The 21,793-nt window shown below is 72.0% G+C and carries 20 protein-coding genes and 1 other RNA gene; 14 read left to right on the top strand and 7 right to left on the bottom strand.

Annotation, left to right across the window (positions count from 1 at the left end; translation table 11 throughout):
• Positions 1 to 5: 5 nt before the first annotated feature.
• Genes ACFVU7_RS02315 through ACFVU7_RS02305 form a run of 3 tightly spaced genes read left to right on the top strand, consistent with a single transcriptional unit; the run spans position 6 to position 2,753 of the window.
• Entirely contained in the window at positions 6 to 842 is an 837-nt protein-coding gene (locus tag ACFVU7_RS02315; RefSeq protein WP_388043886.1) for a Nif3-like dinuclear metal center hexameric protein, read from the top strand.
• A 23-nt stretch (positions 843 to 865) separates the two neighbouring features.
• Positions 866 to 1,609 (top strand): zinc ribbon domain-containing protein, encoded by a 744-nt coding sequence (locus ACFVU7_RS02310; protein ID WP_049659174.1) that lies wholly within the window; start codon positions 866 to 868, stop codon positions 1,607 to 1,609.
• 4 nt (positions 1,610 to 1,613) lie between these two features.
• A complete protein-coding gene (locus ACFVU7_RS02305) occupies positions 1,614 to 2,753 on the top strand; it encodes a bifunctional RNase H/acid phosphatase (RefSeq protein ID WP_388043884.1) in 1,140 nt (379 codons plus the stop codon).
• A gap of 21 nt (positions 2,754 to 2,774) precedes the next feature.
• Here the strand turns inward: ACFVU7_RS02305 and yaaA are convergent, their stop codons facing one another.
• Both yaaA and ACFVU7_RS02295 read right to left on the bottom strand, forming a co-directional pair.
• On the bottom strand, positions 2,775 to 3,560 hold the full coding sequence (yaaA, locus tag ACFVU7_RS02300) for a peroxide stress protein YaaA (protein ID WP_049659172.1): 786 nt from the start codon (positions 3,558 to 3,560) through the stop codon (positions 2,775 to 2,777).
• 10 nt (positions 3,561 to 3,570) lie between these two features.
• Positions 3,571 to 4,020 (bottom strand): DUF3995 domain-containing protein, encoded by a 450-nt coding sequence (locus tag ACFVU7_RS02295; RefSeq protein ID WP_387966169.1) that lies wholly within the window; start codon positions 4,018 to 4,020, stop codon positions 3,571 to 3,573.
• Positions 4,021 to 4,131: 111 nt separating this feature from the next.
• Between ACFVU7_RS02295 and ACFVU7_RS02290 the strand changes: the two genes are divergently transcribed.
• The 3 genes from ACFVU7_RS02290 (at position 4,132) to rnpB (ending at position 7,605) form a co-directional block, all read left to right on the top strand.
• Entirely contained in the window at positions 4,132 to 5,583 is a 1,452-nt protein-coding gene (locus ACFVU7_RS02290) for an RNB domain-containing ribonuclease (RefSeq protein WP_388043882.1), read from the top strand.
• A gap of 96 nt (positions 5,584 to 5,679) precedes the next feature.
• Complete coding sequence (locus ACFVU7_RS02285) at positions 5,680 to 7,194, top strand: DHA2 family efflux MFS transporter permease subunit (protein ID WP_079271748.1); 1,515 nt, start codon at positions 5,680 to 5,682, stop codon at positions 7,192 to 7,194.
• Positions 7,195 to 7,207: 13 nt separating this feature from the next.
• Positions 7,208 to 7,605, top strand: an RNA gene (rnpB, locus tag ACFVU7_RS02280) — RNase P RNA component class A.
• A gap of 20 nt (positions 7,606 to 7,625) precedes the next feature.
• Here rnpB and ACFVU7_RS02275 read toward each other — a convergent pair.
• Positions 7,626 to 8,261 (bottom strand): very short patch repair endonuclease, encoded by a 636-nt coding sequence (locus ACFVU7_RS02275; protein ID WP_241852711.1) that lies wholly within the window; start codon positions 8,259 to 8,261, stop codon positions 7,626 to 7,628.
• Positions 8,262 to 8,560: 299 nt separating this feature from the next.
• Here ACFVU7_RS02275 and ACFVU7_RS02270 point away from each other — a divergent pair, with 299 nt between their 5' ends.
• The 6 genes from ACFVU7_RS02270 to ACFVU7_RS02245 all read left to right on the top strand — a co-directional run bounded on the left by ACFVU7_RS02270 (position 8,561) and on the right by ACFVU7_RS02245 (position 18,197).
• Positions 8,561 to 11,215 carry a Z1 domain-containing protein gene (locus tag ACFVU7_RS02270; protein ID WP_388043880.1) on the top strand — a complete coding sequence of 885 codons (2,655 nt, stop codon included), beginning with the start codon at positions 8,561 to 8,563 and terminating at the stop codon, positions 11,213 to 11,215.
• On the top strand, positions 11,215 to 12,228 hold the full coding sequence (locus ACFVU7_RS02265; RefSeq protein ID WP_074000842.1) for a PD-(D/E)XK motif protein: 1,014 nt from the start codon (positions 11,215 to 11,217) through the stop codon (positions 12,226 to 12,228). Before ACFVU7_RS02270 ends, ACFVU7_RS02265 begins: the two co-directional genes overlap by 1 nt.
• A complete protein-coding gene (locus ACFVU7_RS02260; protein WP_388043878.1) occupies positions 12,225 to 14,117 on the top strand; it encodes a hypothetical protein in 1,893 nt (630 codons plus the stop codon). The genes ACFVU7_RS02265 and ACFVU7_RS02260 overlap by 4 nt, the downstream gene beginning before the upstream one ends.
• Positions 14,114 to 15,016 carry a hypothetical protein gene (locus tag ACFVU7_RS02255; RefSeq protein WP_388043875.1) on the top strand — a complete coding sequence of 301 codons (903 nt, stop codon included), beginning with the start codon at positions 14,114 to 14,116 and terminating at the stop codon, positions 15,014 to 15,016. Before ACFVU7_RS02260 ends, ACFVU7_RS02255 begins: the two co-directional genes overlap by 4 nt.
• Positions 15,016 to 16,911 (top strand): DUF6339 family protein, encoded by a 1,896-nt coding sequence (locus ACFVU7_RS02250; RefSeq protein ID WP_388043873.1) that lies wholly within the window; start codon positions 15,016 to 15,018, stop codon positions 16,909 to 16,911. Before ACFVU7_RS02255 ends, ACFVU7_RS02250 begins: the two co-directional genes overlap by 1 nt.
• Before the next feature lie 71 nt (positions 16,912 to 16,982).
• Complete coding sequence (locus tag ACFVU7_RS02245; RefSeq protein ID WP_074000844.1) at positions 16,983 to 18,197, top strand: DNA cytosine methyltransferase; 1,215 nt, start codon at positions 16,983 to 16,985, stop codon at positions 18,195 to 18,197.
• A gap of 278 nt (positions 18,198 to 18,475) precedes the next feature.
• On the opposite strand, the gene ACFVU7_RS02240 is transcribed toward ACFVU7_RS02245, so the two are convergent.
• A complete protein-coding gene (locus tag ACFVU7_RS02240; RefSeq protein WP_049658025.1) occupies positions 18,476 to 18,733 on the bottom strand; it encodes a hypothetical protein in 258 nt (85 codons plus the stop codon).
• A 103-nt stretch (positions 18,734 to 18,836) separates the two neighbouring features.
• A complete protein-coding gene (locus ACFVU7_RS02235) occupies positions 18,837 to 19,235 on the bottom strand; it encodes an ACT domain-containing protein (protein ID WP_074000845.1) in 399 nt (132 codons plus the stop codon).
• Between the two features lie 154 nt (positions 19,236 to 19,389).
• On the opposite strand from ACFVU7_RS02235, the gene ACFVU7_RS02230 reads away from it, so the two are divergent.
• A complete protein-coding gene (locus tag ACFVU7_RS02230) occupies positions 19,390 to 20,115 on the top strand; it encodes a PadR family transcriptional regulator (RefSeq protein WP_117487491.1) in 726 nt (241 codons plus the stop codon).
• Positions 20,116 to 20,190: 75 nt separating this feature from the next.
• Here ACFVU7_RS02230 and ACFVU7_RS02225 read toward each other — a convergent pair whose 3' ends face one another.
• Positions 20,191 to 20,388: a hypothetical protein gene (locus ACFVU7_RS02225; RefSeq protein ID WP_375874053.1), complete on the bottom strand. Its 198-nt coding sequence runs from the start codon at positions 20,386 to 20,388 to the stop codon at positions 20,191 to 20,193.
• Between the two features lie 60 nt (positions 20,389 to 20,448).
• Complete coding sequence (locus ACFVU7_RS02220; RefSeq protein WP_053112518.1) at positions 20,449 to 20,667, bottom strand: hypothetical protein; 219 nt, start codon at positions 20,665 to 20,667, stop codon at positions 20,449 to 20,451.
• Positions 20,668 to 21,080: 413 nt separating this feature from the next.
• Between ACFVU7_RS02220 and ACFVU7_RS02215 the strand changes: the two genes are divergently transcribed.
• Positions 21,081 to 21,776, top strand: a complete 696-nt coding sequence (locus tag ACFVU7_RS02215) for a bifunctional DNA primase/polymerase (RefSeq protein WP_049659894.1) — start codon at positions 21,081 to 21,083, stop codon at positions 21,774 to 21,776.
• Positions 21,777 to 21,793 lie beyond the last annotated feature (17 nt).

The following is a 21,793-nucleotide window of genomic DNA, read 5'->3' as shown; positions in this document are numbered from 1 at the left end:
GACAGGTGCCGAAACTGTCCGACGTCATCACCGCGCTCGAAGAGGTCTACCCCCCGCAGTGGGCGGAGTCCTGGGACGCCGTCGGCCTGGTCTGCGGAGACCCTCAGGCCGAGGTCAACCGCGTGCTCTTCGCCGTCGACCCCGTCCAGGCGGTCGTCGACGAGGCCGTGGAGTGGGGCGCCGACCTCGTGGTCACCCACCACCCCCTCTACCTGCGCGGCACCACCAGCGTCGCCGCGACCACCTTCAAGGGCCGGGTGGTGCACACGCTGATCACCAACGGCATCGCCCTGCACGTCGCCCACACCAACGCCGACCACGCCGACCCCGGCGTCTCGGACGCGCTCGCCGAGGCGGTGGGCCTGCGGGTGACCGGCCCGCTGGTGCCGGACCCGACCGACCCGCTGGGCCGCCGCGGCACCGGCCGGATCGGCCTGCTGGAGCCCCCGCTGACCCTCTCCGCCTTCGCCGCGCAGGTGGCGGCGGGCCTGCCCGCCACCGCCGCCGGCGTCCGCGTCTCCGGCGACCCGGACCGGCTGGTCAGCCGGGTCGCGGTGTGCGGCGGCTCGGGCGACAGCTTCCTGGCCGACGTCCGGTCGGCCGGCGTGGACGCCTACCTGACCGCCGACCTGCGTCACCACCCGGCCTCCGAGGCCGCGGAGGCGTCGCCCGTCGCGCTGCTCGACGCCGCCCACTGGGCCACCGAGTGGCCCTGGCTCACCCTGGCCGAGCGGGCCCTGCTGGCCGCCGCCGACAAGCGCGGCTGGGCCGTGGAGACCAAGGTCTCCCACCGGGTCACCGACCCGTGGACCGCGCACGCCCCCATGTCCTTCACCGCCTGACCCGATTCACAGGAGCTCTCCGCTTGAACGCCGCGCCCGCCGACCAGAACCGCCTGCTCGACCTCCAGGCCATCGACTCGAAGCTCGACCAGCTGGCCCACCGGCGCCGGAGCCTGCCCGAGCACGCCGAGATCGAGAAGGTCACCGCCGACCACACCGCGCTCAAGGACCTCGTCGTCGCCGCCGAGGCCCAGAAGGGCGACACCGCCCGCGAGCTGACCAAGGCCGAGCAGGACGTCGAGCAGGTCCGCTCCCGTGCCGCCCGCAACCAGCAGCGCCTGGACTCCGGCGCGATCACCTCGCCGAAGGACCTGGAGAACCTCCAGCACGAGATCGGCTCGCTCGCCAAGCGCCAGGGCGACCTGGAGGACGTCGTGCTGGAGATCATGGAGCGCCAGGAGAGCGCCAAGAGCCGGGTCGAGGAGCTGTCCGCCCGCCTGGAGCACTCCACCGTCGTCCTCACCGAGGCCGAGGGCCGCCGCGACGCCGCCTTCGCCGAGATCGACGGGGAGGCCGAGAAGGTCAAGCGCGACCGCGAGACCGTCGCCGCCGTCATCCCGGCCGACCTGCTGAAGGTCTACACCAAGCTGCGCGAGACCCAGGGCGGCGTCGGCGCGGCCCGCCTCTACCAGCGCCGCTGCGAGGGCTGCCGCACCGAGTTCTCGATCACCGAGCTGAACGCCATCAAGGCCGAGCCGGCCGACAAGGTCGTCCGCTGCGAGAACTGCTCGCGGATCCTGGTCCGCACCTCCGACTCGGGCGTCTGATCCGGTGGCGGCGCGCTTCATCGTCGAGGCCGACGGCGGGTCCCGGGGCAACCCGGGGCCGGCCGGCTACGGCGCGGTGGTCCGTGACGGGGACACCGGGCAGATCATCGCCGAAGCCGCCGAGTTCATCGGCCACGCCACCAACAACGTGGCCGAGTACAAGGGCCTGATCGCCGGGCTCAGGGCGGCCCGCGACCTGGACCCGGACGCCTCGGTGGACGTCCGGATGGACTCCAAGCTGGTCGTCGAGCAGATGTCCGGGCGCTGGAAGATCAAGCACCCCGACATGCAGCCGCTCGCCGCCGAGGCGCGCACCGTCCTCCCGCGCGCCCGGGTCACGTACACCTGGATCCCGCGCGAGCGGAACAAGGACGCCGACCGGCTGGCCAACGAGGCGATGGACGCGGGCCGCGACGGCCGCCAGTGGGAGCCGAAGCCCAAGGCCGCGGCCGCGGTCGTCGACGAGCCGCCGCTGGAGACCGCCGCCCCCAAGGCCGGCTGGGCCGCCCCCGCCGACCTCGGCACCCCCACCACCTTCGTCCTGCTGCGCCACGGCGAGACCCCGCTCACCCCGGAGAAGCGTTTCTCCGGCAGCGGCGGCAGCGACCCGGAGCTCTCCGACAAGGGCCGCTGGCAGGCCGAGCGGGCCGCCGAGGCACTGGCCGCGCGGGGCAGCGTCCAGGCGGTCGTCGCCTCCCCGATGCTCCGCACCCGGCAGACCGCCGAGACCGTCGCCGCCCGGCTCGGCCTGGAGGTCCGGTACGAGGACGGGCTGCGCGAGGTCGACTTCGGCGCCTGGGAGGGCCTGACCTTCGCCGAGGTGCGGGAGCGCTACCCCGACGACCTGACCGCCTGGCTCGGCTCCGCCAAGGCCAAGCCGACCGGCAGCGGCGAGAGCTTCACCACGCTCACCCACCGGGCCGGCGTCGCCCGGGACAAGATCCTCGCCCGGTACGCGGGGAAGACCGTGCTGGTGGTCTCGCACGTCAGCCCGATCAAGACCCTGGTCCGGCTGGCGCTCGGCGCCCCGCCGCACTCGATGTACCGGATGGAGCTGTCCGCCGCCTCGATCTGCGCCGTCCAGTACTACGCGGACGGCAACGCCTCGGTGCGGCTGCTCAACGACACCTCGCACCTGCGCTAGGGCCCGTCGTCACCGGGGTGCTCAGTGCACCTCGGTGACCACCACGTCCAGCTGCCACGGCTTGCGCGCGGTGCCCTCCGCCGCCAGCTCGACGTGGTGGCCCAGCTCCAGCAGCGCGTCCATCAGCTCGCCGGGGGTCTTCGGCTCCGCCCCGGCCGCCAGCAGGTCCCGGACGATCCGCCCCTTCGTCGCCTTGTTGAAGTGGCTGACCACGCTGCGCTTGCCGTTCCGCTCCTGGAGCACCCGGACGGTCGCGGTCCGGGCGGCCACCTCGCCGGCCGGCTTCCAGGCCGCCGCGTACGCGGAACTGCGCAGGTCCAGCACCAGCCCGTCCGCGACCTCGGGGAGCACGGGGGCCATCGCGCTCCGCCAGTACGCCCCGAGCGCCCCCAGCTGCGGGAGCTTGACGCCCATCGAGCAGCGGTAGGACGGAATCCGGTCGGAGATCCGCACGGCGCCCCAGAGGCCGGAGAAGACCAGCAGCGAACGCTCGGCCCGGTCGTACGCGGCGGCGTCCAGGGTGGCCAGGCCGAGGTTGTCGAACAGCACCCCGGTGTACACCTCGCCCGCCGGACGGGCACCCGCCGTCGGCAGCCCGGCGTTCTTGGCGACCTCGCCGCGCAGACCGGGGGAGAGGCCGAGCACCTCGGAGGCGGCGTCCTCGTCACCCCGGCACAGGCCCACCAGCGCGTCCAGCACCGCGCCGCGCGCTGCCGTCAGCCCCGGCAGCGACAGCCGCTCCAGCGCCACCGGCCCGCCGTCCCCGGACCCGGCCTTGCCCTCCGAGGGCGGCAACAGCACCAGCACAGCGGACTCCTCAACAATCTGTGGCGGACGAACCCCGCAACCCTACTGCGGCCGCCCCGGCCCCCAGCGCCACACAGAGCGGCGAGTAGTACCGCACGTTCAGCCGCCGGAACCGCTCCGAACGCTCACTCACCCGGCCGAACACCACCGGCCCGGCCACCCCGCGCGCCAGCAGCACCCCCGCCACCACCCGCACCCCGGCCCGTCGCAGCCGCCGCGGCCCCACCTGCGGCAGCACCCCGGCCTCCGCCCCCACCAGGTACGCCCCCGCCCCCAGCGCCCCCGCCACCGCCAGGCACGCGCCCACCGGCGGCACCCCCTCGCCCTGCCCCACCACGACGTCCGCGAACTCCTCCGCCGACCCCAGCGGCCACGGCGTCACCGCCCACACCGCGTGCAGCGCCCCCGTCGCCCCCAGCACCGCAGCCACCGCACCCCCGGCCACCTTCACCGCACCCATCGCCCAAACCCCCTTCGTGCACGGCCACTTGCCCCCACCGTACGAGTGCTTACGCCGCCCCCGGGCAGAGCCTGGCCCGGAACCGCCCGGCCCCGCTCTACCCTGGCGTGCATGCCTCGCCGAAAACTGCGCGTCAAGGCCGCCGACTCCGCCCGGATCAACACCGAGCTGACCGAGCTCCGCACCCGCCTGGAGGTCCACACCGAGTGGCCGCGGGCCGTGCTCGCCGAGGCGGAGGAGGCGGCCGAGCGCCCCCGGCTGCCGGAGTACGACGCCACCGACCTGCCGCTGTTCACGGTCGACCCGCCCGGCTCCCGCGACCTCGACCAGGCCGTGCACCTCGCCCACCGGCCCGGCGGCGGCTACCGGGTGCACTACGCGATCGCCGACGTCGCCGCCTTCGTCCACCCCGGCGGCGCGATCGACACCGAGGCCCGCCGCCGGGTCGAGACCCTCTACTTCCCCGACCACCGCGTCCCGCTGCACCCCACCCGGATCTCCGAGGACGCCGCCAGCCTGCTGCCCGGCGAGCCCCGCCCGGCCCTGCTCTGGCAGCTGGACCTGGACGCCGACGGCGCCGTCGTCCTCGCCGACCTGCGCCGCGCCCTGGTCCGCTCGCACCGCCGGCTGGACTACGCCGCGGTCGAGCGCGCGGTGGACCTCGGCGGCGCCGACGAGCAGCTCGCCCTGTTCGCGACCGTCGGACGGCTGCGCGAGGAGCAGGAGCGCGCCCGCGGCGGGATCAGCCTGCCGGTGCCCGAACAGGAGGTCGAGGAGACCCTGCACGGCTACGTCCTCGGCTACCGCGCCCCCGGCCCCGCCGACGGCTGGAACGCCCAGATCTCCCTGCTCACCGGCATGGCCGCGGCCGACCTGATGCTCGACGCCGGCGTCGGCCTGCTGCGCACCCTGCCCGCCGCGCCTGCCACCGGGTACGAGCGGCTGCGCCGGATCGCCGCCGCCCTGGACGTGGACTGGCCGCAGGCCGTCCCGTACCCCGAGCTGATCCGTTCCCTCGACCCGGACGTCCCGCTCAACGCCGCCTTCCTCAACGCCTGTACGGGCCTGCTGCGCGGCGCCGGCTACCACGCCTTCGACGAGTCCTGCGGCCTGCCCGCCCCCGCCGAGCCGGACCACGCCGCGCTCGCCGCCCCGTACGCGCACTGCACCGCGCCGCTGCGCCGCCTCGGCGACCGCTTCGCCCAGGAGGTGTGCGCGGCGGTGGCGGCGGGCGAGGACGTGCCGGAGTGGGTGCGCGAGGCGCTGCCGGCCGTCCCGGCGCTGATGGCGGGCGGGGACCGCCGCGCCGCGGAGGTCGAACGGGCCTGCGTGGACCTGGTGGAGGCGGAACTGCTCGCGGGCCGGGAGGGCGAGGACTTCGCCGCCGTGGTCATCGACGTGGACGAGCGGCGGCCCGGCTCCGGCACCGTCCAGCTGCGCGACCCGGCCGTCCGGGCCCGCTGCGACACGGCCGCGGACGGGCTGCCGCTCGGCCGGGTGATCGACGTCCGGCTGACGACGGCCGACCCGGCCACCCGGACCGTCCGCTTCACGGCGGTCTAGCGGGCCGCGTCCCCGTGCCACCTGGATTACGCCACCCGCCACCCGGACGCGCGGCTCACCCGCCCAGGCCCGCCCCGCGGTGGGAGGATCGGTCCCGTGCCCGCCCCCCAGCCCCGCGCCGCCGCAGCCGCGCCCGCCCCCGGGCCCGCGCTCGGGCGCCGCCGCCGTCTGCTCGTCCTGGCGATCTGCTGCCTGAGCCTGTTCATCGTCGGCCTCGACAACACCGTGGTGAACATCGCCCTGCCGGTGATCCAGCGGGACCTGGACGCCCCGGCGTCCGGGCTGCAGTGGATCATCGACGCCTACACCCTGGTGCTGGCCTCGCTGCTGATGCTGTTCGGCTCGGTGGCCGACCGCTTCGGCCGCCGCCGGGTGTTCCAGACCGGCCTGGTCTGCTTCGCGCTCGGCTCGCTGCTGTGCAGCCAGGCGCCGAGCCTGGGCTGGCTGGTGGCGTTCCGGGCGCTCCAGGCGGTGGGCGGCTCGATGCTCAACCCGGTGGCGATGTCGATCATCACCAACACCTTCACCGACCCGAAGGAGCGGGCCCGGGCGATCGGCGTCTGGGGCGGCGTGGTCGGCATCTCGATGGCGCTCGGCCCGCTGCTCGGCGGCTTCCTGGTGGACGGCGCGGGCTGGCCGTCGATCTTCCTGATCAACGTCCCGGTGGCGCTCGCCGCCATCGCGCTGACCGCCCGCTACGTCCCGGAGTCCCGCGCCCCCCGGCCGCGCCGGCTGGACCCGGTGGGGCAGCTGCTGATGATCGTGCTGCTCGGCTGCGGCACCGCCGCGATCATCGAGGGCCCGGCCAACGGCTGGACCTCCCCGCTGATCCTCACCCTGGCCGCGACCGCGCTGGCCGCGCTGGTCGCCTTCCCGCTCTGGGAGCGGCGGGTGGCCGAGCCGCTGGTGGACCCCCGGTTCTTCGCCAGCGTGCCGTTCACCGGCGCCGCCGTCACCGCGGTCTGCGCGTTCGCCGCGCTCGGCGGCTTCCTCTTCCTCAGCACCCTCTACCTCCAGGACGTCCGGCACTACAGCCCGGTCGAGGCCGGCCTGTGGACGCTGCCGATGGCCGGGATGATGCTGGTCTGCGCGCCGCTGTCCGGACGGATCGTCGCCGGCCGGGGCCCGCGCCTGCCGCTGGTCGCGGCCGGGATCGGCCTCGCCGCGAGCGGGCTGCTGCTCACCCGGCTCGCCGCCGACTCCCCGCCGGCCCTGCTGCTGGTCGCGTACGCGCTGTTCGGCTTCGGCTTCGGCATGGTGAACGCGCCGATCACCAACGCCGCCGTCGCGGGGATGCCGCGCGCCCAGGCGGGCGTGGCGGCGGCGGTCGCCTCGACCAGCCGTCAGGTCGGCCAGTCGCTGGGCGTGGCGGTGATCGGTACGGTCGTCACCGCGGCCGTGGTCGGACCGGTCGCGACCGGTTTCGCCCCGGCCAGCCACGCCGGCTGGTGGATCCTGGTCGGCCTCGGCGGCGCCGTCCTCGCCCTCGGCCTGGCCACCACCACCGCCCGGGCGAGCGTGACGGCGGCCCGGGTGGCCGCCCGCCTCGGCGCCGAGGCGCCGGCCGTCCGGTCCGGTGTACGGGAGGCGCCGCCCGAGCGGCTACGATGACCACTACGGCGGAAGAGCCGGCCGGGCGGTCGCGACGGGTCCCAGACCCGCCGAGGAACGTCCGGGCTCCACAGAGCAGGGTGGTGGGTAACGCCCACCCGGGGTGACCCGCGGGACAGTGCCACAGAAAACAGACCGCCCACCGCTTTTCGTGGTGGGTAAGGGTGAAACGGTGGTGTAAGAGACCACCAGCGACCGGGGTGACCCGGCCGGCTAGGTAAACCCCACCTGGAGCAAGGTCAAGATCGGCGCCCTCGGGCGCCGTGCGCGGACGATTGAAGGCTGCTCGCCCGAGTCCGCGGGTGGACCGCACGAGGCTGTCGGCAACGGCAGCCCTAGATGGATGGCCGCCTCCCCGGGCCGCGCAAGCAACCCGGGAGACAGAACCCGGCGTACAGGCCGACTCTTCCGCCCCCTTTCCCGCCCGCCGGTCAGGCGGGGCGGGCGCCGACCGCGGTCCTGACCGCTTCGGCGGCCGTGTCCGGCGGGACGTGCTCCCAGATCCGGACCACCGTCCACCCGGCAGCCTTCAGGGCCTCGTTGGTCTCCGCATCGCGTTCCCGGGTGCGGTTGAGCTTCTTCTCCCAGAACGAGCTGTTGGCCGAGGGCCGGGTGCCGTGGTCCGGGCAGCCGTGCCAGAAGCAGCCGTCGACGAACACGGCGACCTTCGTCTTCGGGAAGACCAGGTCGGCTGTTCGCCTAAGGTCGGGCAGGGGCCGCGCCGACACGCGGTAACGGAGTCCCTCGGCGTGCAGCAGCGAGCGAAGCCGAAGCTCCGGGGTCGTGTCCCTGCCCTTGTTCGAGCGCATGGAACGCCGGGTCCCGGGCGAGGACGCCCAGGAGGCGACACCCTGCTTGGCGACGTCGACCAGGAGTCCGGCCTCCCGGGCAAGACGCCATCCCTCGCGCAGGTTGGCGCCACGGGTACGACGGTCGACGACGCCGAGCCGGACGCTGCGCGTGCGGCCGTCGACGGACCAGCGCAGACCCGCGCGGGTGGTGCCCGTCCGGGGCGATGTGGTGAGGACGACACTCGCAGGCCGTAGCCGGCCACCTCCGATGTCCACCAATCGGGCTTCCGAGCCCCCGGCTGCACGATCCTGCTCGCGTGATCGCTCGGCCCGGCTCAGTGACCGTGCGGGGTCGGTCCGCGAATCCGTGGCGTTCATCCTGATCAGTCCCGTTCTCCGCCTGTCAGGCACGTGTGTGGCCTTTGAAGGCCCGGCTGCAAGGGCCAGCCTAGGACCCTGCCACGGACACTCGGTCCCATCGTGAGGGCCGAGTGGTGAACAGGAGGCGGTCGAAACGGTGATTGCCTGTACTGTTTTCGCGATCGATCCATGGCCGGGGCGCTCGCATCGCCGTCGTGCCTTGGGTGGGGCGTGGACGAATCAGCTGTACAGGGGAGCCGGGCGGCGCAATGAACGAGTTCGATCTGCAGTACGAGGCGTTTAAACAGCTGATCAAGCAGAAGACGCCCGAGCAGGCCCTGAGCACGATCAGGCTCTTCGGGATGAGTGAGGAACTGGTCAGGCGCATCGCCGAACGGCACCAGCAGGAGACCATCAAGGTGCGGGACATGCGTCAGCCCGGCTCCGTGGTCCGCAACAACCGTGAGACCTGGTACGTCGGTCCACAGGAGGGTGACCGTTGCTGGCCCGCGCTCCAGAACCTGCTCGGGCGGACCGCGTGGGACGAGGAGTCCGTTCAGAGTCTGGACGAGGCCTCCACCAAGGTGGTCTCGATGCTCGACCACCCCCTGGAGAAGTCGTTCTCCACTCGCGGACTGGTCGTTGGATACGTCCAGTCCGGGAAGACCACCAACTTCACGGCGCTGATCGCCAAGGCGGCAGACGTCGGATACAAGTTCTTCATTGTTCTGGCCGGCATGCACAACGGACTGCGCAGGCAGACCCAGCTGAGGCTTCAGGACCAGCTGGTGGATCCGGTGCTGGATCAGTGGCACACGCTGACCAAGGCGGAAGGCGACTTCGAACCGCACGGCAATCCGGCTGCCTTCTTCGCCCAGAGCAACGGGCAGCACGTGCTCTGCGTGGTGAAGAAGAACGTCCCCCGACTGAAGAAGCTCAGGAGCTGGCTTGAGCAGGCGCCCGACTATCTGAAGACGTGCCCCACGCTCATCATCGACGACGAGGCGGACCAGGCCAGTGTCGCCTCCAAGACGACGAACCCGTTGATCCGGGAGATCATCGACCTCTTCCCTCGTGGCGGCTATGTGGGCTACACGGCCACCCCGTTCGCGAACCTGCTGATCGACCCGGCCGCCGGGGACCTCTATCCCAAGGATTTCATCGTCAACCTGCCGAAGCCGAAGGGGCACTTCGGGACCGAGGTGCTGTTCGGCCGGCAGCCGATCGACGGGGAGGACCCGGAGGACGTTCCGGACGGCTACGACATGATTCGTACGGTCCCGTACGAGGAGATCCCCCTGGTTCGGCCGGGACGCGACGAGATCGACGGATTCGTTCCCGAGATCGAGGGGGCCCTGCGCGATTCCGTTCTCTACTTCTGGCTCGCGACCGCCGCCCGCCGCTTCCGCGGCACGGGGAACCGCCATTCCACGATGCTCGTCCACACCAGTGTCGGCACCGCTGTGCACGAGAGCTTCAAGGCTCCGCTGGAGGACTTCCGGGAGGAGGTCGCCGCGCTGGTCGAGCACCGGGACACGGCCGCACTCGGCGAGCTGCGCAGCCTGTGGGGGAGCGAGACCTGCCGTGTGGACGCGGGCGAGTTCGACGAAACGGAGACCTCGTTCGACGAGCTCCTGGAACACCTGCCCGCGGTTCTCGCGGAGTGCCGGATCATTCTGGACAACTCCACGAGCCTTGAGCGCCTCGACTACGAGAACGGTCCGGTCACGGCGATCGCGGTCGGAGGGAACACCCTCTCCCGCGGCCTGACTCTGGAGGGCCTGATCGTCAGCTACTTCGTGCGTGGTGCGTCCACGTACGACACGCTCCTCCAGATGGGGCGTTGGTTCGGTTTCCGCAACGGCTATGCGGACCTGCCGCGCGTGTGGATGACGGACGACCTGCGCGACTCGTTCCGGCACATCGCGATGGTCGAGGCGGAGATGCGGCGTGACATCGACCGCTTCCTCGTCGAGGACAAGACGCCGGAGACCTTCGCGGTCCGCCTGCGCAGTCACCCTTCGCTGAGGATCACCGCAGCCGCGAAGATGCGCGACGCGATCAAGGCGAGTTCGTCGTACGGCGGTCAGCGCATTCAGACCCGGTACTTCCACACGCACGACGCGGCCTGGCTACGGGCCAACCAGGAGGCCGCCAGCGGGCTGCTCCGTGACGCGTTGAAGCTCGACGGTGCGCGGCACGAGGACCACACGGTTCACGGCCGGCCCGGTAGGCACGTGCTGAGGGACGTCTCGCACGGCCTGGTCCTCAGGTTCCTGAACGAGTACCGATTCCATGAGAAGTCGATGGACTGCGACACGAAGCTGCTGCGGGAGTACATCGAGAAGCGCACCCGGGCCAGTAACGGAGGAGGTCTGCGCCGCTGGAACGTCGCGGTGGTGGGCAACGCCCCGAGCGGTTCGTCGGACATGCTCTACGAGTTCGTCGAGGGCATCGCCGTCGACCGGATCGTTCGCGCGCGGCAGATCACGGCCGATCCGGCGACCGCGGACATCAAGACCCTGATGAATCCGATCGACGCCGGTATCGACCTGGACCTCGAGGGCTGGTCCGGCGGGAAGGTCACCGAGGACGTGCTCAAGCAGCTCAGGCAGACCCAGCTGCCGGACACCGGGCTGCTCGTCCTCTACCCGATAGACCGGGTTTCGCCGACCAGGCGCAAGAAGCGTCTCCCGCTGGACGCCGTCGACCATGTGATCGGTGTGGGCATGGTGTTCCCCGTGCCGCGTGGCGAGGACACCAGGGTGGACTGGTACAGCGCGGACCTCTCCGGTGTCGTGCAGGACGACGACCTGGACGCGCTGCCGGAGGAGGACCTCTCGGCCGTGCTCTACGAGGAGCAGGGCTGATGACGGACGGAGGCCTTCAGAGGATTCTCGAGGAACACTGGGCGGCCCTCGGTGCCGGTCCCGCCGGTGGTGTCGATGTCGTCCGGACCTCGGAGTTGCCGGTCGACACGGAACAGGGGCGTCTGTTGGCGGCAGTGGACGGTCACGGATTCCGACACCTCCTGGTGCCTCTGCAGCGCCGTCAGAGCGTGGCCGGCAGTGGGGCCGGAGCGGCTCTGCGCATATTCGAACGGCCGCTGCAGGACGATGACGCGTACGGGCGGTACGCCGACATCACCTGTGCGCTCCGGGAGCTTGACGACGTCTTCACCGGTCTGTGCAAGGACGTCCTGCTCGCCCTGGAAGCGGATGGTTCGCGCCCGTACCGGACGGCCCTCGCGGTCGTGGACCGCTGGCGCCGGTTGTTCGCCGGGGTCCCGAGGATGCTCAGCCGCGAACAGCTCGTCGGGTTGCATGGTGAACTGACAGTCCTGGAGCGACTTCTCACGATCGATCCGGGGGCCGTTCGACTCTGGGCGGGCCCCGACGGGCAACGCCACGACTTCACCGACGGACGCCACGCCGTCGAGGTGAAGAGCACGATCGACGCCTCGGAGCGGAGAACCGTCCATGTGCACGGACTGGACCAGCTCGAGGAGCCAGACGGCGGCGATCTTCTGCTGGGCTGGCACAGGTTCGAGGAGCGTGTCGACGGAGAGACCCTGAAGGAACGGGTCCAGCGGGTGCGCGACCTCTGTGACGACGAGTCCGGGTTCATGACCAGGCTGCTGAGCGCGGGTTACCGGTCGGGCTTGGGCGACCCGCAAGCCGACCGCCGTCTTCGGTTGGTGGAGAGTCGGTGGTACACGGTCGATGAAACGTTCCCGCGGTTGACGGTGGGCTCGCTCGTCGACGGCGTACCCGAAGGCGTGTCGGATGTCGGATACATGGTCGACCTGGTCGGGGTGCGTGCGGAGCCGCTGGAGCCCGGCGTCGTCGACGAGCTGCTGACACGAATGGGGCGGGACGCGTGACGACGGTGCCGCGATGGTTCTCGGAGCAGCACGGACCGGGCGGTGGGAACGGCGGGTCCCTGCTGCTGCGTCGGCTCGATGCGACGGAACTCGATCACCTGACCCTGCTGGTGCGGGAGTCGGCCCAGAACAGCTGGGACGCCCGGATCGGGGACGGGCCGGTCGACTTCAGGATCGAACTGCGGACGCTCGGCCCGGCCGAGGCGCCGGCGTGGCGCGCGTTGCTCGAACGCGACGCGCCGACGCCCGCTCATCTCCCGCTGCGGGCGTCCCTCCACCGTTCGGCACCGAGGATGCTCATGGTCACGGATCTCGGCACCAAGGGCCTCGGCGGCCCGACCCGGGCCGACGAGGTGTCGGAGGAGGCCTCGGACTTCGTCGCGTTCGTGAGGAACGTCGGCGACTCCCAGGACGCGGAGGGCCGGGGCGGTACGTACGGCGCGGGCCGGGTGGTCTTCCACCTCGCGTCCGCCGCACACACCGTGCTCGTTCACACCCGCTGTCGGATCGGGAAGCGGATCGAGACCCGCCTCATCGGGTGGGCGCTGCACGAGCGGTACACCACGGAGACCGTTCTCGGTCCCCGATCCTTCACCGGGCGCCACTACTGGGGCGAGGTTCGGGACCGAGGAGACCAGACAGGCGTGTCGTACGTCGAGCCGCTGACCGGGGAAGCGGCCGACACCGTAGCCCGGGAACTCGGCCTGCACCCGTTCCCCGATGACGCGACCGGGACGACGGTCGCGATCGTCGACCCCGATTTCGGAAGCCGCACCGCGGCCGAGGCGATGCGGTGGATCGCCGATGCCATGGTCTGGAACCTGTGGCCCAAGATGCTTCCCGGTGCCGACGGCAAGCCGCCGCTTCGTCTCTCCGTGGTGCACGACGGCACCACGGTGCCGGTGTCCGATCCGGCCGCGGTCCCGCACCTGGGGCCCTTCGTGCACGCGTTCCGCTCGATGGACAGGACGATCGAGCACCGAAGCCTCGGCCGGGTCCTGGGCACCTTCGGACTCAAGCCGTTGATCTCACCGTTCGGTGAGCCGCCTGAACCGGCGAGGGAGGCCGGCATCGTCGGGCGGGTGCACCACGCATGTCTGATGCGGCCCGTCGATCTGGTCGTGAAGTACCTCGAAGGGCCCGCGCCCACGGATGAGGCGATGGGGTACGCGGCGGTCTTCCGAGCGGACTCCGCAATGGACCGCGTCTTCGCGGCCAGCGAGCCGGCCACCCACGACGACTGGCTGGTCGAGAAGCTGAGCGGGGACGAGTACCGTCTGGCCGGATGGGCCATGCGCGAGATCAAGCGCGAAATGAAGGACGCGGCCGCCCCGCGAGCGCAGGGCGTGGAGTCCGGCGACGGCGTCTCGCTCGCCCGCATGAGCCGGTTGATGTCGGGCCTCATGGTCGGCGCCGCAGGACAAGGGGGCGCGGCCGTGTTCGGCTCGCCCGATGGGATTCGCCAGCCGGGGGAGCGGTCCGGTACGGCGCCGGCCGGCTCGATGGCGAAAGGCCCATCGGACACGACGGTGAATCGGTCCGGTAGGCGTGGTGCCCGGGTCCGGCACCTGGACGACCCGTTCCCTGACATCTTCGAAGGGCGTCCGGTGGTGGTCCAGCGTTTCCAGCTGCCGGACTCCGGACCGTATGAGGTGAAGGCGGTTCTCGGCGTCACCCTGGGGGGAGGCGGCCGGGAGGACTCGCCACCGGAGGGTGCGGCGGTACCCGAGGTGATGGGCTGGACGTCCGACGCGGGTGACTTCGCGACCACGAGAACCCTGCAAGCGGAAGGCGGGGACGGGAAGGTCTGGTCCCTCCTGGTCAGGCCGGCGCCCGACACCGTGATGCAGGTGACACTCGAAGCCGGGTTCAGGGAGGTGTCCGCATGAGCCGTCAGGTGTTCCCCTACCGGCGGCCGCAGAACGGCGAGGTGTCCGCGGACGACTGGTCGGTCCGCTTGGACGGGGAGGGACGCGGGCCGCTCCCGGCGTTCATCCCGGACTGGGACTACCAGTACGACCTCCGCCTCGAACGCGAGGTGCGCATCGACGTCGACGCGGTTCGCCGGTCCACCGGACTCCCCGTCGAGGCGGAGCTGACGTTGGTGGCCGTCTGGAGTTCCTCCGGCTCCGGGCTGAGAGTGCGGGCACATCGCGTCACGCTGCCGGCCGTGGGGACGACGGTGGTACCCGTCTCCTTCACCGTGTACGGCCGGGAGAGCGGTGGGGTGCTGGTGTTGGACACCCAACTCGTCCTGACTTCGCGGGTGAACACGACGTCCCTCTGGACCGCCGGCCGCGCCGGGTCGATCCTCTGGCGGGACGAGGCCCAGGTCAGGTTGCAGGGGGACGACTCCCAGTTCCCCATGTCGGTGGTCGACTTCAAGCATGCGGGTTATCCGGAGGACGCCCCGTGGCTGCTGTCGATCGGGCCGGACCCCAGGGCGGCCGCCATGGGCGCGATGGTCCTGCTGGTCAACAGCGGGACGCCGTCGGTGCTCGAAGCCATGAGGAGGGCCGATCAGCCGACACCGGCCGACCGCCCTGTCCACTCGGCATTGAGGGCGGATGTGGTCCGTCTTCTTGTCGAGCACGCGGTCCGGAACCCGGAGCTCCGTGAGGACTGGCGATACGAACCGGACACGCTCGGGCACCTGTTGCTCGGGATCGTCCACACCTATTTCCCCGACACCTCCTTGGAGGGCCTCCGCAAGGTGTATGAGAACGACCCCTCCCTGTTCTCCGCACGCGTCCAGAGCGCCGTCCGGCTTTTCGCGAAGGAGTCCTGATGGCCTTCCTGATGCCGCAGCTGCTGCCGGCCGCCGTCGACGGGTTGTGCGTGGAGCTCAAGGACCGGACGGTCGAAGAGCTCCGGACCCGCGCCGCCGTGTCCCACCCCGCCATGTACTACGCCGCGACCGGAGGACGGCGCCTCCCCGCGGACCGGCTGGCGGCACTGCGGGAAGCGGTCGTCGCCGTGGCCGCCGAGAACGGTTTCCCGGCGCAGTCCGACAGGCCGCCGGCCCGGCGGGCGGCGGCGCGCTTCGACACGGAGGTGGCGCGACTTCTCTACAAGGACGCGGGGATCATCCCCGCCGAGGCCCTGTCCCCGCAGCTGTGGGCGTTCCTCTCCCTTGTCGTGATGCCGGACGTGGCCGCGTGGCGTTTCCCCGGGTTCAACCCGAGACGCGTCACCGGCCGCGACATCACCCGTCACGTTTTTGGGCGCCTCTGGTGGCGGGCCCATCTGGTGGGTGGCGAGCGGCTCGACCCGGACGACCTCTACGACGCGCTCTCGGTGCTCGGGGAGGAGGCCTTCGACCAGGTCTTCGCCCGGCGGACATCTATCGGCGCCAGCTCGCACCTCGTCTGCGGGATCCTTCGGGTGTGGCAGGAGTTCGACATCCCGGACGAGGAGGTCGCCGATCGACATGTCTTCCGAGACTTTCTGAAGCGCATCCTGCGACTGCGCGCGTTCGTTTCCTTCGACGCCCTCGACGAGAAGGAGCTCGACGAGGAGCTGCGAACCCTCGTCCAGGAGTCGCTGGCGACGGTCACGGGCCGGGACATGGGGCGTGAGCCGGAGCCTCCGGTCCCGATTCCGGCCCAGCGTCCGTCGCTGGACGCGGTGCGCGCGATCGAGGGCCCCGACACGGGCGGGGCGGGACCTACGGGTTCGGCCGTGGGCGGCACCGTGGCGGAGGACGCCCCGTTGACGGTGATCGATCTCTGTGCCGGAGTCGGAGGCATGGCGCTCGGGCTGGAACGGGCCGGGTTCGAGATCGCCGCGGCGGTCGAGATCGACGCGGACAGCTGTGACACGCTCAGGACCAATCGACCGGGCTGGCAGGTGTTGACAGGCGATCTCCAACACCTTGGACCGGAACACTCCGTTTTCCGCGGCAACGTCGATGTCATGGTGTGCGGGTTGCCCCGCTCCCCGTACACGTCGGCCGGTCGACAGCAGGCGACCAGCGACCCCCGCGACGTGCTCGTGGGTGCGTTGGCCGTGGCCGTAGCCGTCCGACCGCGCATTCTGGTGTTGGAGAACATCCCCGACTTCGTGGAGAAGCCCAAGTTCGAGGAGGCCCGGGCCAAGGTTCTCGCCGCTGCGGAGGAGCTCGGCTACGTGGTCGAGAAGGGTGAGCTCCAGGCGGTGGACTTCGGCGTGCCACAGCTCAGGGGGCACGGCTTCGCGGTGGCCATGAGTGCAAACGACATGGCGCGCTTCACCTGGCCCGCCCCGCTTCCCGGTCATCGGCCCACGCTGGGCGAAACACTGCTGCCGTCCATGGCCGCCGGTGGGTGGCCCCACGCCGCGGAGTGGGCCGCCGGGGCGAATGTTCCCGCGCCGCTGATCGTGGGGGGCGCGACGGGGCGCGGGGGCGCCGATCTCGGCCCGTCGCGGTCCAAGGCCATGTGGGCCCGTTTGGGCGTGTACGGGGGGAGTCTGGGGGACGAGCCACCCGCCGCCGACTTCGTTCTGGATCGGGAGGCCCCTCCGCGCGGTGGACTGCTGCGACTTACCCTGGAGCAGGTGGCACTCCTGCAAGGGCTTCCGGCCAACTGGAAGGTTCAGGGCGGGAAGACGTCCGTCTACCGGCAGATCAGCCAGGCGGTTCCGCCGGTGGTGGCCGAGGCGTTGGGCCGCAGCCTGCTCGCGGTACTCGGACCGCGAGCGTGACCGTCCCAGCAGACGCGGGAACACCCGTACGGCGGGCCGACCGCCTTGATCGCAAAGTAGAATCCGACACCATGCCCATCTGTGACTCTGACCTCGCCGACCACGACGGCTCCGCCCGTGAGCTCACGGTGGTGGATCTTTTCGCAGGTGCGGGAGGGTTCACCGCAGGACTCACGAAGAGCTACCGGCCGGAAGGCGCGGAGCACAGCCCGTTCCGCAGCATTGCGGCGGTCGAGCACGATCCCGCGGCCGCGGCGACCTACGCGGCGAACTTCGGTGGGCACGTCGACAACGTCGACATCACCGGTTGGTTGCCTCCCCAGGAGGTACTGAGCGCCGACGTGATCGTGGGGGGTCCGCCCTGCCAGGGTTTCTCGGGCCTGGGAAAGGAGGACCCGGACGATCCGCGCAACCTTCTGTGGAAGGAGTACGTGCGCGTTGTCGGGCTGGTCCGACCGAAGATCTTCATCATCGAGAACGTCGACCGCTTCATGCGCTCGCCCCAGTTCGCCGACCTGCAGAGGGCGCTCGACGACGATCGGCTGGGGGACTACGAGATCGTCCCCGCCGTGCTCAACGCGGCCGACTACGGGGTGCCCCAGGCGCGCCGCCGGACCATCGTGATCGGCACCCGCAAGGACGTGATCCGACGACACCCCGGCAAGCGGCCTCTGAGCCATCCGCCGGCCACCCACGTCCGGGAGCCGGACCTCACGGGCCGCCCGCTCTGGCGCACGGTTCAGGAAGCCGTTTTCGACCACGTCGCCAAGACCGTGGACGGGATCGACCTGCCCGATCGAGCGGCGGCGGACGGCGGTGTGCCGGGGCCGTACCGGACCACCGAACTGCACATCGGCCGGGAACCGCGCCCGCTCTCGATCGCGCGGTACGCCGCTATTCCGGCCGGAGGCAACCGTAAGAACCTGCGGAACAAGACCGCCGTCATCGACGGAGAGGAGATCCCGCTCTCGACGGAGAGCTGGGACCGGCACAACAACGGTTCGGGCGATGTGATGGGACGGCTGCACGCCGACCGGCCCTCGGTGACCATCCGCACCGAGTTCTACAAGCCGGAGAAGGGGCGCTACCTGCACCCGGTGGCGGACCGACCGATCACCCACTACGAGGCGGCGTTGATCCAGGGCTTCCCCAGGGATTTCGTCTGGCACGGTTCCAAGATTCAGATCGCCCGTCAGATCGGCAACGCCGTGCCGGTCGGGCTCGGATCGGCGATCGGCAAGGCGATCGACGAGTACCTGCGGAAGCTCGGGCCGGAGGAGGCCTGATCCGCAGCGTCATCCTGCCCGGCCGTCGGCCCCGAGAGCCGTTCGCTCTCCGCTGACCGGCGCTGGGACGACCTTGGGAGTCGGAACCGGGCGTACAGACCGACTCCTACGTCCTTGAGCGGCCAAAGGCCCCTCGGCCGGTGCGGGAAGCGGCGGTCGGGGGCCTTCGCGCATCGCGGGCCCTCCTGTTGCGGCCAGGCGGGACACGGCTGGAGGGTGGACCGTCGGGAGGACCCGGCGTACAGGCCGACTCTTCCGCCCCCTTTCCCGCCCGCCGGTCAGGCGGGGCGGGCGCCGACCGCGTCGCGGATCTGGTCGCCGAGGCCGCCGTTGACGCGGGCGCAGTTGGCGCAGCAGAAGAACATGCCGGCGACTTCGACGCCGTGGCCGACGATGCGGACGTCGCACTGTTCGCAGCGTGGGGCGAGCTTCTCCATCGCGCACTCGAAGCTGTCGAAGGTGTAGGTGTCGCCGGTGACCGTCCTGATCTCGAAGGCCAGCCAGTAGTCGTTGCCGCAGGTGACGCAGATGGCCATGGCGGCCGTCTCCTTCCGGTGGGGCCGACCCCGGCGGGGCGGCTCGTCTCCCAGTGTCGAAGGCCCGGTCGGCGGCGGCCACCCGGAGGGGGCGGGCGGGGGCTCAGGCGGAGCCGGCGGCGAGGTCCTCCAGGGCGCGGACGGCGCGGTCGGCGTCGGCGGCGGCGACGAACAGGTGGTCGTGGTGGAAGCCGGCCACCACGTTGCAGCTGATGCCCTCCTCGGCGAGCCGGCCGGACACGGCGGCGGTCAGTCCGACGGCCTCCAGCGCCGAGTGGATCCGCAGGGTGATCCAGGCCGCCACGTACTCGTAGCGCAGCCCGAGCGCGTCCGCCTCCTCCTGGGCGATCACCATCGTGACCCCCTCGGGTTCGGCGACGGTCACCACCGGCCGCATGCCGGCGGGCACCCGGGCGGGGAGCGTGCAGTAGACGTACCGCCCGGGGTTGAGCTGCGGGCTCATGCCGCGCAGCAGCGTCGCGAGGTCTCGTTCTGCGGCCATGCCCGCCACCGTAGCGGCTGGGCGGGGGCTGCGCGGTGCTCCGTGGGCGTGTCGGAATCCGTTGACGAGCGACAGTCGCCGATATATCGTCGAGCTATCGAGACAGTGACTCGACTGCCTCGTTGAACCTCAGAGATTCGAGGAGGTGGGCGCGATGCGCTCAGAACGTCAAGGAAGGCGATTCCGCTGGGAGGGCCCGCGCGGCGGTGACGGTGGCGGCCCCGGTGGCCTCGGCGGCGGCGGTCGGCGCCGCGGGCCGGGCCCGGGGCCGGAGTTCCGGGGGATGCCCGGGGAGGGCTTCGAGGGCCGGGAGGCGTTCGGCGGGTTCGGCCCGCCGTTCGGTGGCGGCGGTCCCGGCCGGCCGATGGGCGGCCCGTACGGGCACGGCTTCGGCGGGCACGGCGGCCGGCGCGGTGGCCCGCACGGACGGCGCGGCGGGCGGGCCCGGCGCGGTGACGTCCGGGCCTCGCTGCTGGCGCTGCTCAAGGAGCGGCCGATGCACGGCTACGAGATGATCGCCGAGATCGCCGAGCGGACCGGCGGGGCCTGGCGGCCCAGCCCGGGGTCGATCTACCCCAACCTCCAGCTGCTGGAGGAGGAGGGCCTGATCACCGCGGAGGAGGTCGGCGGCAAGCGGCTGGTCTCGCTCACCGAGGCGGGCCGGGCCGAGGCCGACGCCGGGCCGGCCGAGCCGTGGGCGGAGGCCGGCCGGGAGGTCGACTGGGAGGCCGTCCAGGAGGTCGGCCAGGCGCTCGCCGCCGTCGACCAGGCGATCCGCCAGGTCATGGCCACGGGCACCGAGGCGCAGCGCGCCAAGGGCCTGACGGTGCTGACCGAGGCCCGGAAGAAGCTGTACCTCATCCTCGCCGAGGATGACTGACCGACCGGGGGGAGCGGGGCGGGCGGTGCTGCTGCCCGGGTGGCCCGAGCGGTCCGGGCGGCCGGGGGGAGGGCCTCACGGCCGGACCGTGAACAGGGCCACGCACACCAGCAGCAGCACCGCCCAGCCGAACCAGAGCCAGGCGTTCGGCTCGATGACCACGCTGTAGAGGCACACCGCCAGGAGCAGCACCCCGGTGACGCCGGCGACCTCCCGGTTGTGGTGCCGGACCGCCCGGGAGCGGTCCCGCGGGTGCCGTACCGTCCTCGCCATGCCGACCTCCGGGGGAGACTGCGGCCGACCTCCGGGGGCCGCGGCGGGAGGGGGCGGCCGTCAGCCGGAGGCCGCCTCGTCGTACTCGTAGCGCCAGAACCAGCTCAGGCCCCGAACCTGCTTGCTCCGGACGTACACCAGTGTGCGCGCGGGAGTCCCGCCGTGCGCGGGGACCGGGACCTTGTACTTCTTGGGCACGCCGAGCATCGGCCCCAGCGGGATGGGGAGGATCTTCCCGTCCAGGGGGCCGCCGACGAATGCGGTGTCCGCGCTCTTCATCCCTCCAGGGTCTCACCTCCGCGGACGAGCCCGGGGCGCACCCGTGGGCCGCACCCGCGGCCGTCGCCGGGAGTGTGACCGGAGAGGCACCGCCCCCGGTCATCCGGAGGCCCTCCGCACCCTTATCCTTCCTGTTACGCCCTCGGGGTCCACCCGGGTCAGCGGGCCCGTACGGGCCGGGCGAGGCGCGAATCCGCGCGCCCTCCGGCCGATTTGGCGCGGACAGCGTGCTGCCGCGACTGCGTACCGTGACCCGGGCGTCGGCCGTCCGGTGACCCCGGGCCGCGGCCGGCAGGGCGCCGACGTCAGGGCCGAGCACCCCGGGAAGCAGACGGGGGCGCCGTGCGTTGCGTCGGAGTGGTACGTCGAACGCTGTGTCGCACCAGGCACGGCAGTTGCGCGGAAGGGGCCCGATGGAAGCCGGCAGCAGGTGGACGACCTGGTGGCAGAAGCGTGATCGTCAGCGGGCGGGGGGCCCGGACGGGCCGGCCGCCGACCTCGATCAGCTGCTCGGCGCGGTCCGCGCCGGATTCCCGCTCGCGCCCGCCGCCCACCCGGCCGGCTACCGGTGCTCCTGTGACCGGGTGGCCTGTCCGGCCCCGGCGCAGCACCCGGTCTCCTTCGCCTGGCAGACCCAGGCCACCACCGACCCCGAGCAGCTCTCCCGCTGGCTCTCCCGCGATCCGGAGGCGAACTTCATCACCGCCACCGGCCGGGTGCACGACGTGCTGGACGTCCCGGCGGAGGCCGGACGGCTGGCGCTGGAGCGGCTGACGGCGCTGGGCGTCGAGGGCCCCGTCGCCGCCGTCGGCGAGGACCGCTACCTCTTCTTCACCGCCACCCGCGGCACCCCGCAGGACGAGGACGAGTGGTGGCCGAGCGCGCTCGACTCCACCCCGGACACCATGTCCGAGCACCCCGGCCTGCGCTGGCACTGCCGCGGCTCGTACACCCTGCTGCCGCCGGCCGCGCTGCCGGACGGCTCCCACGTGCGGTGGCTGCGCGGGCCCGAGCAGCCGCTGCCGGACCCGCTGCGCGTCCTGGACGTGCTCACCGACGCCTGTACCGAGGTGGGCGCCGTCGCCGAGGAGCAGTGGCTGATCGGCTAGGGCGCCCACCGGGCCGG

It is taken from the genome of Kitasatospora sp. NPDC058046 (assembly GCF_042885595.1).
In the GTDB taxonomy this organism is placed as follows: Bacteria; Actinomycetota; Actinomycetes; order Streptomycetales; family Streptomycetaceae; genus Kitasatospora.
The sequence above is the reverse complement of the archived record's forward strand: the minus strand, read 5'-3'. Positions and strand labels throughout refer to the sequence as shown.

Bases quoted from the DNA above. Each gene is read 5' to 3' on its own strand.
- ACFVU7_RS02295 (WP_387966169.1), bottom strand. From the start codon at position 4,020: ATGGGTGCGGTGAAGGTGGCCGGGGGTGCGGTGGCTGCGGTGCTGGGG.
- ACFVU7_RS02290 (WP_388043882.1), top strand. From the start codon at position 4,132: ATGCCTCGCCGAAAACTGCGCGTCAAGGCCGCCGACTCCGCCCGGATC.
- ACFVU7_RS02265 (WP_074000842.1), top strand. From the start codon at position 11,215: ATGACGGACGGAGGCCTTCAGAGGATTCTCGAGGAACACTGGGCGGCC.
- ACFVU7_RS02255 (WP_388043875.1), top strand. From the start codon at position 14,114: ATGAGCCGTCAGGTGTTCCCCTACCGGCGGCCGCAGAACGGCGAGGTG.
- ACFVU7_RS02250 (WP_388043873.1), top strand. From the start codon at position 15,016: ATGGCCTTCCTGATGCCGCAGCTGCTGCCGGCCGCCGTCGACGGGTTG.
- ACFVU7_RS02245 (WP_074000844.1), top strand. From the start codon at position 16,983: ATGCCCATCTGTGACTCTGACCTCGCCGACCACGACGGCTCCGCCCGT.
- ACFVU7_RS02240 (WP_049658025.1), bottom strand. From the start codon at position 18,733: ATGGCCATCTGCGTCACCTGCGGCAACGACTACTGGCTGGCCTTCGAG.
- ACFVU7_RS02235 (WP_074000845.1), bottom strand. From the start codon at position 19,235: ATGGCCGCAGAACGAGACCTCGCGACGCTGCTGCGCGGCATGAGCCCG.
- ACFVU7_RS02230 (WP_117487491.1), top strand. From the start codon at position 19,390: ATGCGCTCAGAACGTCAAGGAAGGCGATTCCGCTGGGAGGGCCCGCGC.
- ACFVU7_RS02225 (WP_375874053.1), bottom strand. From the start codon at position 20,388: ATGGCGAGGACGGTACGGCACCCGCGGGACCGCTCCCGGGCGGTCCGG.
- ACFVU7_RS02220 (WP_053112518.1), bottom strand. From the start codon at position 20,667: ATGAAGAGCGCGGACACCGCATTCGTCGGCGGCCCCCTGGACGGGAAG.
- ACFVU7_RS02215 (WP_049659894.1), top strand. From the start codon at position 21,081: ATGGAAGCCGGCAGCAGGTGGACGACCTGGTGGCAGAAGCGTGATCGT.